Origin of the sequence: Aeromonas sp. 55A (assembly GCF_051919665.1) — a bacterium.
Taxonomy (GTDB): Bacteria; Pseudomonadota; Gammaproteobacteria; order Enterobacterales; family Aeromonadaceae; genus Aeromonas; species Aeromonas veronii.
Window position 1 is genome coordinate 1,748,634 of sequence record NZ_JBQBEH010000008.1, and the last position, 8,867, is coordinate 1,757,500.

Below are 8,867 nucleotides of genomic sequence, written 5' to 3' on the forward strand. Positions count from 1 at the left end.
AATGTTGCAACCTAAGCGTACTAAATTCCGCAAGACCCACAAGGGTCGTAACCGCGGTCTGGCCACCTCTGGTAACGAAGTATCCTTCGGTACCTTTGGCCTGAAGGCGACATCTCGTGGTCAACTGACTGCTCGTCAAATCGAAGCAGCCCGTCGTGCCATGACCCGTCACGTTAAGCGTCAAGGTAAGATCTGGATCCGTGTGTTCCCGGACAAGCCCATCACCGAAAAGCCCCTCGAAGTTCGTATGGGTAAAGGTAAGGGTAACGTGGAATACTGGGTTTGCCCGATCCAGCCTGGCAAGGTTCTGTACGAGATGGACGGTGTACCTGAGGCTCTGGCGCGTGAAGCGTTTGCCCTGGCCGCAGCTAAGCTGTCTGTTCAGACCACTTTCGTAATTAAGACGGTGATGTGATGAAAGCCCAAGATCTGCGTCAAAAGAGCGTCGAAGAACTGAACCAGGAGCTGCTGGGCCTGCTGCGTGAGCAATTCAACATGCGCATGCAAGCGTCCACCGGCCAGCTGGCTCAGACTCACACTCTGAAACAAGTGCGTCGTGACGTCGCACGTATCAAGACTGTACTGACTGAGAAGGCAGGTGCGTAATGACTGACAAGATCCGTACTCTGCAAGGTCGTGTAATCAGCGACAAGATGGACAAGTCCATCACTGTTGCTATCGAGCGCAAGGTAAAGCACCCGATCTACGGTAAGATCATCAAGCGCACTACCAAGCTGCACGTGCATGACGAAAACAACGAGTGCAAAGCTGGCGACCTCGTGGAAATCCGCGAATGCCGCCCGCTGTCCAAGACCAAGTCCTGGACCCTGGTTGCCGTTGTAGAAAAGGCCTAATCGGTACTTTGTAGTCCAAGCGGCCCCTTTCAGGGGCCGTTTGTTTTTTAGGCTACCTTTTCTGAAAATCCTGTGTTATAGTTTCGCGCCTTTTGAAGGCAGCCAGATCCCATTAGGGATAAGAAGTAAACAAAGCGGAGCACTAAGATGATCCAGATGCAAAGTATGCTGGGTGTTGCCGACAACTCCGGCGCTCGCAGTGTAATGTGTATTAAGGTTCTGGGTGGCTCGCACCGCCGTTACGCCGGCATCGGCGACATCATCAAGGTTTCCATCAAGGAAGCCATTCCTCGCGGTAAAGTGAAGAAAGGTGATGTGTATAACGCGGTGGTCGTACGCACCCGTAAAGGCGTTCGTCGTCCGGACGGCTCTGTCATCCGTTTCGACAACAATGCGGCTGTGTTGCTTAACAACAACCAACAGCCAATCGGTACTCGTATTTTTGGCCCGGTGACCCGTGAACTGCGTAATGAGAAGTTCATGAAGATTGTCCCTGGCACCCGAAGTACTGTAAGGAGTCGAACGATGGCAGCTAAAATCCGTCGCGAAGACGAAGTGATTGTTCTTACCGGCAAAGACAAGGGCAAGCGTGGCAAAGTCACTCAAGTCCTGATTGCAAAAGGTAAGGTAATCGTGGAAGGCATCAACCAGGTGAAGAAACACCAGAAGCCGGTACCCGCACTGGGTCAGGCTGGCGGTATCGTCACCAAAGAAGCCCCCATCGATGTATCAAACGTAGCGCTGTTCAACTCTGCCACTGGCAAAGCTGACCGCGTTGGTTTCCGGATTGAAGACGGCAAAAAAGTCCGTTTCTTCAAATCCACCGGCGAACTTGTGAAGTAATTGGAGTTTAACGATGGCGAAACTGCATGATTACTACAAATCCGATGTAGTAAATGAACTGTCCAAGCAGTTCGGTTACAAGACTATCATGCAAGTCCCTCGGATCGAGAAAATCACCCTGAATATGGGTGTTGGTGAAGCGATCTCTGACAAGAAATTGCTGGAAAATGCTGCTGCCGATATGGCTGCCATTTCCGGTCAGAAGCCGCTGATCACCAAAGCTCGCAAATCTGTTGCGGGCTTCAAGATTCGTGAAGGCTACCCGATAGGTTGTAAAGTAACCCTGCGTGGCGAGCGTATGTGGGAGTTCCTGGAACGGCTGATCTGCATCTCCGTACCGCGTATCCGTGACTTCCGTGGCCTGAACGCTAAAGCGTTCGACGGTCGTGGTAACTACTCCATGGGCGTGCGTGAGCAGATCATCTTCCCGGAAATCGACTATGACAAAGTCGATCGCGTCCGTGGTCTGGATATCACCATCACCACTTCCGCGAATACCGATGAAGAAGGCCGTGCTCTGCTGGCTGCCTTTAACTTCCCATTCCGCAAGTAAGGTTAGGGTTATGGCTAAAACATCCATGAAAGCGCGCGAAGCAAAGCGTGCCAAGCTGGTAGCCAAGTACGCGACCAAGCGTGCCGAGCTGAAAGCTATCATCGTTGACATGAACGCTTCTGAAGAAGCGCGTTGGGATGCTGTACTGCAACTGCAACAGCTGCCCCGTGATTCCAGTCCGTCCCGCCAGCGTAACCGTTGCAATATTACTGGTCGTCCGCACGGTTTCCTGCGCAAGTTTGGCCTGTCTCGCATCAAGGTGCGTGAGCATGCCATGAAGGGCGAAATTCCGGGCCTGAAGAAGGCTTCTTGGTAACGAATCTCGGGAGTTAGACTTATGAGCATGCAAGATCCGATCGCGGATATGCTGACCCGCATCCGTAACGGTCAGGCGGCGAGCAAAGTTGCGGTTTCCATGCCTTCTTCCAAGCTGAAAGTGGCTATCGCCAAAGTGCTGAAAGAAGAAGGTTACATCGCTGGCTACTCCGTAGCTGGTGACGTGAAGCCGGAACTGGAAATTGAACTGAAATATTTCCAGGGCAAGCCAGTTGTAGAACTGATCCAACGCGTAAGCCGTCCAGGCCTGCGTATTTACAAGCGCACTACTGATCTGCCGAAAGTTATGGGCGGTCTCGGTGTTGCTATCGTGTCCACGTCTAAAGGTGTGATGACTGACCGTGCTGCTCGCAAAGCAAGCATGGGCGGTGAGATCATCTGCTACGTCGCTTAATAGGAGGTAGGAAATGTCTCGTGTTGCTAAGGCACCCGTCACTATTCCTGCTGGCGTAGAGGTGACTCTGAACGGCCAGGAACTGACCATCAAAGGTGGTAAAGGTTCTCTGGTTCGCTCTATTCACGCCGGTGTAGAAGTGACCAAAGAAGACAATGTACTGAAGTTCGCCCCGCGCGGCAGCATCGCTGGTGCTGACGCTCAGGCCGGTACTGCCCGTGCATTGGTCAACAACATGGTAATCGGTGTTACCCAAGGCTTCGAGCGCAAGCTGCAGCTGGTTGGTGTAGGTTATAAAGCCTCCATCAAGGGCAATGCTGTTGCGCTGGCTCTGGGCTTCTCTCACCCGGTAGAGCATGCGCTGCCGGCTGGTGTGACCGCTGAGTGCCCGACTGCTACAGAAATCGTTCTGCGTGGCGTCGACAAGCAGCTGGTTGGCCAAGTCGCCGCCGATATCCGTGCTTACCGCGCTCCGGAGCCCTACAAGGGCAAGGGTGTACGCTATGCCAACGAGCAAGTGCGTACTAAAGAAGCTAAGAAGAAGTAAGGTAACACTATGGACAAGAAAGCAGCTCGTCTCCGTCGTGCTACTCGTGCTCGGAAAAAGATGCAGGAACTGGGAGCTACCCGTCTGGTTGTTCACCGTACCCCGCGTCATATCTATGCGCAGGTTATTGCAGCCAACGGTTCCGAAGTTCTGGCCTCTGCTTCCACAGTAGAGAAAGCCATCAGTGAAGCTCTGAAATACACCGGTAACGCAGATGCTGCTACCGCTGTAGGTAAGGCTATCGCTGAGCGTGCTATTGCCAAAGGCGTTCAGAACGTATCTTTCGATCGTTCCGGTTTCAAGTATCACGGTCGCATCGCTGCCCTGGCAGCTGCCGCACGTGACGCTGGTCTTCAGTTCTAAGCTAGGAGTCGAAGATGGCTAAAGTCGAATCTCAAGCCGGCGAACTGCAAGAAAAGCTCATTGCAGTAAACCGTGTTTCGAAAACTGTTAAAGGTGGTCGTATCATGTCCTTCACCGCGTTGACCGTGGTGGGTGATGGTAACGGCCGTGTAGGTTACGGTTACGGTAAAGCCCGTGAAGTTCCGGCTGCTATTCAAAAAGCAATGGAACAGGCTAAGCGTAACCTGAACAAGGTTGAGCTGAACAACGGCACTCTGCACCACCCGGTGCGTGGTGTTCACTCTGGCTCCACCGTGTTCATGAAGCCGGCCTCCCAAGGTACTGGTATCATTGCAGGCGGCGCTATGCGTGCTGTTCTGGAAGTTGCCGGTATCCACAACGTGCTGGCCAAGACCTACGGTTCCACCAACCCAATCAACGTTGTTCGCGCTACTGTAGACGCTCTGGTTCACGGTCAATCACCGGAACAGATCGCTGCCAAGCGTGGTCTGCGCGTTGAAGAAATTCTGGGGTAATGCGACATGGCTAACACTGTAAAAGTAACTCAAACTCGCAGCTCTATCGGCCGTCTGCCAAAGCACAAGGCGACTCTGCGTGGTCTGGGTCTGCGTCGCATTGGTCACACCGTTGAGCTGGAAGATACTCCTTGCGTACGCGGCATGATCAACCAGGTTTATTACATGGTTAAGGTGGAGGGCTAAGCATGCGTCTGAACACTCTGTCTCCGGCCGCTGGTTCCAAGCCTGAAAAACAACGTCGTGGTCGTGGTATCGGCTCCGGCCTGGGCAAGACTGGTGGTCGTGGTGTTAAAGGCCAGACCTCTCGTTCCGGTGGCGGCAAAGTTCGCAACGGTTTCGAAGGCGGCCAGATGCCTTTGAAAATCCGTCTGCCGAAGTTCGGTTTCTTCTCTCGCAAATCTTTGGTTTCTGCCGAAGTGCGTCTGAACGAAATCGCCCTGGTAGAAGGTGATGTGGTCGACCTGAGCACTCTGAAGCAAGCCGGTGTTGTTACTAAGAACATCGTGTTCGCTAAAGTTGTTCTGTCAGGCAACATTGACCGTGCTGTGACCGTTCGTGGTCTGTCCGTCACCAAAGGTGCACGCGCAGCCATCGAGGCCGCTGGCGGTAAAATCGAGGAATAATCAGTACAATGGCTAAGAAACCAGGATTGGATGTTAAAGCACAGGGTGGTCTGAGTGAACTGAAGAGCCGTCTGCTCTTCGTTCTCGGGGCGATTATCGTTTTCCGTGCAGGCTCTTATGTGCCGATTCCTGGTATTGACGCCGCCGTACTGGCCGAGTTGTTCCAGCAACAGAAGGGCACCATCATTGAGATGTTCAACATGTTCAGTGGTGGTGCACTCTCGCGTGCTTCTATTCTTGCGTTGGGGATCATGCCGTACATTTCGGCGTCGATCATTATCCAGCTGCTGACAGTGGTTCACCCCGCTCTTGCTGAACTCAAGAAAGAAGGTGAATCCGGCCGTCGCAAGATTAGCCAATATACCCGTTGGGGCACGCTGGTTTTGGGAACTTTCCAGGCCATTGGTATTGCAACCGGTCTGCCGAATATGATGCATGGACTCGTGACTAATCCGGGTCTGGGCTTCTATTTCACAGCGGTTGTGAGTCTGGTCACCGGTACCATGTTTTTGATGTGGTTGGGTGAGCAGATTACCGAGCGTGGGATTGGTAATGGTATCTCGTTGATTATTTTCACAGGTATCGTTGCTGGTCTGCCGCATGCCATTGGCGCTACGGCCGAACAGGCACGTCAAGGGGAATTGCACATCCTGCTGTTGTTGTTGCTGGGCTTGATTGTTTTCGCAGTGACTTACTTTGTGGTGTTCGTGGAGCGTGGTCAGCGTCGTATCGTCGTTAACTATGCCAAGCGTCAACAAGGCCGCCAGGTATTTGCCGCGCAAAGCACACACCTGCCGTTGAAAGTGAATATGGCTGGTGTGATTCCTGCGATTTTCGCATCCAGTATCATCCTCTTCCCGGGGACCATTACCTCTTGGTTTGGTCAGGGCGAGGGTAAAGTAGCTGATATACTGCAACAGGTCTCTATGGTCCTGCAGCCGGGTCAACCGCTTTACGAGATGCTGTATGCAGCAGCCATTATCTTCTTCTGCTTCTTCTATACCGCGCTGGTGTTCAACCCCCGCGAGACAGCAGATAATCTGAAGAAGAGTGGAGCCTTTATCCCGGGGATTCGCCCGGGCGAGCAGACAGCACGTTATATCGATAAGGTTATGACTCGCCTGACATTGGCAGGTGCGCTCTATATAACCTTTATCTGTCTGGTACCCCAGTTCTTGATGACTGCCTGGAACGTACAGTTCTACTTCGGTGGCACTTCGCTGCTGATTATTGTGGTAGTTATCATGGACTTCATGGCTCAGGTACAAACCCATATGATGTCTCATCAATATGGCGACGTCCTGAGGAAGGCCAACCTGAAGGGCTACGGCCGCTAAAGGTCGGCGTAGTTACGGAGTTAAGCAATGAAAGTTCGTGCTTCCGTTAAGGCAATCTGCCGTAACTGCAAAATCATCAAGCGTCACGGTGTGGTGCGTGTGATTTGCAGCGAGCCAAAGCATAAACAGCGCCAAGGCTAATTTTTTACGGTTAGTACTTGCAACAAATAGTTGTGCTGGCTAATATAGCCAGCCAACTTTTGTTGTGTATTGGTTGACCGCCACGTATCCGCTCACGGGCTTTGTGGTGGTCGTAATCTACTATATGTAGGAGTGAATAGTGGCCCGTATCGCTGGCATTAACATTCCTGACCATAAGCATGCAGTCATCGCTTTGACTGCGATTTATGGCGTCGGTCGTACCCGCTCCAAGGCCATCTGTGCCGCAGCCGGTATCGCTGAGAATGTGAAAATTAAAGACCTGGACGAAGCTCAGATCGAGAGTCTGCGTGAACAAGTAGGTAAATTCACCGTTGAAGGTGACCTGCGTCGTCAGATTTCCATGAACATCAAGCGATTGATGGATCTGGGTTGCTACCGTGGTTTGCGTCACCGTCGTAGCCTGCCTGTTCGTGGTCAACGTACCAAGACCAACGCTCGTACCCGTAAGGGTCCGCGCAAGGCTATCAAGAAGTAACGGGAAGGTAGAAAATGGCTAAAACTCCGACTCGTGCTCGCAAGCGCGTTAAAAAGCAAGTGAGCGACGGTATTGCGCACGTTCATGCATCTTTCAACAACACAATCGTGACCATTACTGACCGTCAGGGCAATGCTCTGTCTTGGGCTACTTCTGGTGGTTCCGGTTTCCGTGGTTCTCGTAAGTCCACCCCGTTCGCTGCTCAGGTAGCTGCCGAGCGCGCTGGTGAGATGGCCAAAGAATATGGCGTCAAGAACCTGGAAGTCATGGTCAAAGGTCCGGGTCCCGGTCGTGAGTCTTCCATCCGCGCCCTGAACGCGGCTGGTTTCCGCATCACTAACATTACTGATGTGACTCCGATCCCGCACAACGGTTGTCGTCCTCCCAAGAAGCGCCGCGTGTAACGCTGTAGCTACTTGGTCTAGGATTGTTGGAGAAAGAAGATGGCAAGATATATCGGTCCTAAGCTTAAGCTTAGCCGTCGTGAGGGCACAGACCTCTTCCTGAAGTCTGGTGTTCGTGCGATTGATTCTAAGTGCAAGATTGACACCGCTCCTGGTCAGCACGGCGCTCGCAAGCCCCGTCTGTCCGATTACGGTGTGCAACTGCGCGAGAAACAAAAAGTTCGTCGTATCTACGGCGTATTGGAAAAACAGTTCCGCAACTACTACCGCGACGCTGCCCGTCAAAAGGGTAACACCGGTGAAAACCTGTTGCAGCTGCTGGAAGGTCGTCTGGACAACGTCGTATACCGCATGGGCTTCGGTGCTACCCGCGCTGAATCTCGTCAGTTGGTGAGCCACAAGGCCATCATGGTAAACGGCCGCGTTGTGAACATTCCTTCTTTCCAGGTTTCCCCTGAGGACGTGATCTGCGTTCGTGAGAAGGCTAAGAAGCAAGCGCGTATCAAAGCTGCCCTTGAGGTTGCTGGTCAGCGCGAGAAGCCGACTTGGGTAGAGGTTGATGCCGCTAAAATGGAAGGTGCCTTCAAGCGCCTGCCAGAGCGTTCCGACCTGTCTGCCGACATTAACGAACAGCTGATCGTCGAGCTTTACTCCAAGTAAAGCTAGCTTCTAAAGAGAGGACACAATGCTGGGTTCTGTAACAGATTTTCTTAAACCGCGGCTAGTTGACATCGAGCAAGTTAGCCCGACTCATGCGAAAGTGACTCTTGAGCCACTCGAGCGTGGCTTTGGTCACACGCTGGGCAACGCCCTGCGTCGTATTTTGCTGTCTTCTATGCCCGGTTGTGCAGTTACTGAAGTCGAAATTGACGGGGTACTGCATGAGTACAGCAGCAAAGAAGGTGTACAGGAAGACATTCTTGAAATCCTGCTCAACCTGAAAGGTATCGCTGTGAAGCTGGAAGGCAAGGACGAGGTAACTCTGTCCCTGACCAAGTCTGGAACAGGCCCCGTTACCGCTGGTGATATCACTCACGGTGATGAAGTCGAGATCGTAAACCCGGAGCACGTAATCTGCCACCTGACTGGTGCCAATGCTGAAATCAGCATGCGCCTGAAAGTTCAGCGCGGTCGTGGTTATGTGCCTGCTTCTGCTCGTGTTCACAACGATGACGAAGAGCGTCCTATCGGTCGCCTGCTGCTGGACTCCGCGTTCAGCCCCATCGTTCGTATTGCCTACAATGTTGAGGCAGCACGTGTGGAACAGCGTACCGACTTGGACAAGCTGGTCATCGACATGGAGACCAATGGTACCCTGGATCCTGAAGAAGCCATCCGTCGTTCTGCCACTATTCTGGCCGAGCAACTGGAAGCCTTCGTGGATCTGCGCGATGTCAGCGTGCCCGAGAAGAAAGAAGAGAAACCCGAGTTTGATCCGATTCTGCTACGTCCTGTCGA

General features: G+C 52.7%; 18 protein-coding genes and 1 pseudogene (1 of these 19 only partly in view). All 19 read left to right on the top strand.

Features of this window, described 5'->3' with window-relative positions; genetic code table 11:
* The first annotated feature begins 1 nt into the window (after window position 1).
* Window positions 2–415, top strand: coding sequence for a 50S ribosomal protein L16 (gene rplP / locus ACTG2G_RS12150; RefSeq protein ID WP_005340612.1), 414 nt, complete (start codon window positions 2–4; stop codon window positions 413–415).
* Window positions 415–606 carry a 50S ribosomal protein L29 gene (gene rpmC / locus ACTG2G_RS12155; protein ID WP_005307965.1) on the top strand — a complete coding sequence of 64 codons (192 nt, stop codon included), beginning with the start codon at window positions 415–417 and terminating at the stop codon, window positions 604–606. Before rplP ends, rpmC begins: the two co-directional genes overlap by 1 nt.
* Entirely contained in the window at window positions 606–854 is a 249-nt protein-coding gene (gene rpsQ / locus ACTG2G_RS12160; RefSeq protein WP_005307966.1) for a 30S ribosomal protein S17, read from the top strand. The genes rpmC and rpsQ overlap by 1 nt, the downstream gene beginning before the upstream one ends.
* Window positions 855–1,001: 147 nt before the next feature.
* Window positions 1,002–1,368: pseudogene (rplN, locus tag ACTG2G_RS12165) on the top strand (50S ribosomal protein L14).
* A gap of 11 nt (window positions 1,369–1,379) precedes the next feature.
* Window positions 1,380–1,697: a 50S ribosomal protein L24 gene (rplX, locus tag ACTG2G_RS12170; protein WP_005307977.1), complete on the top strand. Its 318-nt coding sequence runs from the start codon at window positions 1,380–1,382 to the stop codon at window positions 1,695–1,697.
* Window positions 1,698–1,710: 13 nt separating this feature from the next.
* Entirely contained in the window at window positions 1,711–2,250 is a 540-nt protein-coding gene (gene rplE, locus ACTG2G_RS12175; RefSeq protein WP_005331162.1) for a 50S ribosomal protein L5, read from the top strand.
* Between the two features lie 10 nt (window positions 2,251–2,260).
* On the top strand, window positions 2,261–2,566 hold the full coding sequence (rpsN, locus tag ACTG2G_RS12180) for a 30S ribosomal protein S14 (protein WP_005340609.1): 306 nt from the start codon (window positions 2,261–2,263) through the stop codon (window positions 2,564–2,566).
* 21 nt (window positions 2,567–2,587) lie between these two features.
* A complete protein-coding gene (gene rpsH, locus ACTG2G_RS12185) occupies window positions 2,588–2,980 on the top strand; it encodes a 30S ribosomal protein S8 (protein WP_005307980.1) in 393 nt (130 codons plus the stop codon).
* Between the two features lie 13 nt (window positions 2,981–2,993).
* Complete coding sequence (rplF, locus tag ACTG2G_RS12190; RefSeq protein ID WP_005340607.1) at window positions 2,994–3,527, top strand: 50S ribosomal protein L6; 534 nt, start codon at window positions 2,994–2,996, stop codon at window positions 3,525–3,527.
* Between the two features lie 9 nt (window positions 3,528–3,536).
* Window positions 3,537–3,890, top strand: a complete 354-nt coding sequence (rplR, locus tag ACTG2G_RS12195) for a 50S ribosomal protein L18 (protein WP_005340606.1) — start codon at window positions 3,537–3,539, stop codon at window positions 3,888–3,890.
* A gap of 14 nt (window positions 3,891–3,904) precedes the next feature.
* The gene (gene rpsE / locus ACTG2G_RS12200; RefSeq protein WP_005340605.1) at window positions 3,905–4,405 is read left to right on the top strand and encodes a 30S ribosomal protein S5; all 501 of its coding nucleotides are present in this window, start codon (window positions 3,905–3,907) and stop codon (window positions 4,403–4,405) included.
* 6 nt (window positions 4,406–4,411) lie between these two features.
* Complete coding sequence (rpmD, locus tag ACTG2G_RS12205) at window positions 4,412–4,591, top strand: 50S ribosomal protein L30 (RefSeq protein ID WP_005307985.1); 180 nt, start codon at window positions 4,412–4,414, stop codon at window positions 4,589–4,591.
* A gap of 2 nt (window positions 4,592–4,593) precedes the next feature.
* Window positions 4,594–5,031 (top strand): 50S ribosomal protein L15, encoded by a 438-nt coding sequence (rplO, locus tag ACTG2G_RS12210; protein ID WP_005340604.1) that lies wholly within the window; start codon window positions 4,594–4,596, stop codon window positions 5,029–5,031.
* Between the two features lie 8 nt (window positions 5,032–5,039).
* Complete coding sequence (secY, locus tag ACTG2G_RS12215) at window positions 5,040–6,368, top strand: preprotein translocase subunit SecY (protein ID WP_005340602.1); 1,329 nt, start codon at window positions 5,040–5,042, stop codon at window positions 6,366–6,368.
* Window positions 6,369–6,395: 27 nt separating this feature from the next.
* Window positions 6,396–6,509: a 50S ribosomal protein L36 gene (gene rpmJ / locus ACTG2G_RS12220; protein ID WP_005319705.1), complete on the top strand. Its 114-nt coding sequence runs from the start codon at window positions 6,396–6,398 to the stop codon at window positions 6,507–6,509.
* Window positions 6,510–6,648: 139 nt separating this feature from the next.
* The gene (gene rpsM, locus ACTG2G_RS12225) at window positions 6,649–7,005 is read left to right on the top strand and encodes a 30S ribosomal protein S13 (protein ID WP_005307991.1); all 357 of its coding nucleotides are present in this window, start codon (window positions 6,649–6,651) and stop codon (window positions 7,003–7,005) included.
* A gap of 14 nt (window positions 7,006–7,019) precedes the next feature.
* On the top strand, window positions 7,020–7,409 hold the full coding sequence (gene rpsK, locus ACTG2G_RS12230; RefSeq protein ID WP_005307993.1) for a 30S ribosomal protein S11: 390 nt from the start codon (window positions 7,020–7,022) through the stop codon (window positions 7,407–7,409).
* Window positions 7,410–7,448: 39 nt separating this feature from the next.
* Entirely contained in the window at window positions 7,449–8,069 is a 621-nt protein-coding gene (gene rpsD, locus ACTG2G_RS12235; RefSeq protein WP_005342696.1) for a 30S ribosomal protein S4, read from the top strand.
* 25 nt (window positions 8,070–8,094) lie between these two features.
* Window positions 8,095–8,867, top strand: partial view of a DNA-directed RNA polymerase subunit alpha gene (locus tag ACTG2G_RS12240; RefSeq protein ID WP_005307997.1) — the 5' portion only. It continues 217 nt past the right edge of the window; the window shows 773 of its 990 coding nt (coding positions 1–773); the start codon lies at window positions 8,095–8,097; the stop codon falls past the right edge of the window.

Bases quoted from the DNA above. Each gene is read 5' to 3' on its own strand.
- rplP (WP_005340612.1), top strand. From the start codon at position 2: ATGTTGCAACCTAAGCGTACTAAATTCCGCAAGACCCACAAGGGTCGT.
- rpmC (WP_005307965.1), top strand. From the start codon at position 415: ATGAAAGCCCAAGATCTGCGTCAAAAGAGCGTCGAAGAACTGAACCAG.
- rpsQ (WP_005307966.1), top strand. From the start codon at position 606: ATGACTGACAAGATCCGTACTCTGCAAGGTCGTGTAATCAGCGACAAG.
- rplX (WP_005307977.1), top strand. From the start codon at position 1,380: ATGGCAGCTAAAATCCGTCGCGAAGACGAAGTGATTGTTCTTACCGGC.
- rplE (WP_005331162.1), top strand. From the start codon at position 1,711: ATGGCGAAACTGCATGATTACTACAAATCCGATGTAGTAAATGAACTG.
- rpsN (WP_005340609.1), top strand. From the start codon at position 2,261: ATGGCTAAAACATCCATGAAAGCGCGCGAAGCAAAGCGTGCCAAGCTG.
- rpsH (WP_005307980.1), top strand. From the start codon at position 2,588: ATGAGCATGCAAGATCCGATCGCGGATATGCTGACCCGCATCCGTAAC.
- rplF (WP_005340607.1), top strand. From the start codon at position 2,994: ATGTCTCGTGTTGCTAAGGCACCCGTCACTATTCCTGCTGGCGTAGAG.
- rplR (WP_005340606.1), top strand. From the start codon at position 3,537: ATGGACAAGAAAGCAGCTCGTCTCCGTCGTGCTACTCGTGCTCGGAAA.
- rpsE (WP_005340605.1), top strand. From the start codon at position 3,905: ATGGCTAAAGTCGAATCTCAAGCCGGCGAACTGCAAGAAAAGCTCATT.
- rpmD (WP_005307985.1), top strand. From the start codon at position 4,412: ATGGCTAACACTGTAAAAGTAACTCAAACTCGCAGCTCTATCGGCCGT.
- rplO (WP_005340604.1), top strand. From the start codon at position 4,594: ATGCGTCTGAACACTCTGTCTCCGGCCGCTGGTTCCAAGCCTGAAAAA.
- secY (WP_005340602.1), top strand. From the start codon at position 5,040: ATGGCTAAGAAACCAGGATTGGATGTTAAAGCACAGGGTGGTCTGAGT.
- rpmJ (WP_005319705.1), top strand. From the start codon at position 6,396: ATGAAAGTTCGTGCTTCCGTTAAGGCAATCTGCCGTAACTGCAAAATC.
- rpsK (WP_005307993.1), top strand. From the start codon at position 7,020: ATGGCTAAAACTCCGACTCGTGCTCGCAAGCGCGTTAAAAAGCAAGTG.
- rpsD (WP_005342696.1), top strand. From the start codon at position 7,449: ATGGCAAGATATATCGGTCCTAAGCTTAAGCTTAGCCGTCGTGAGGGC.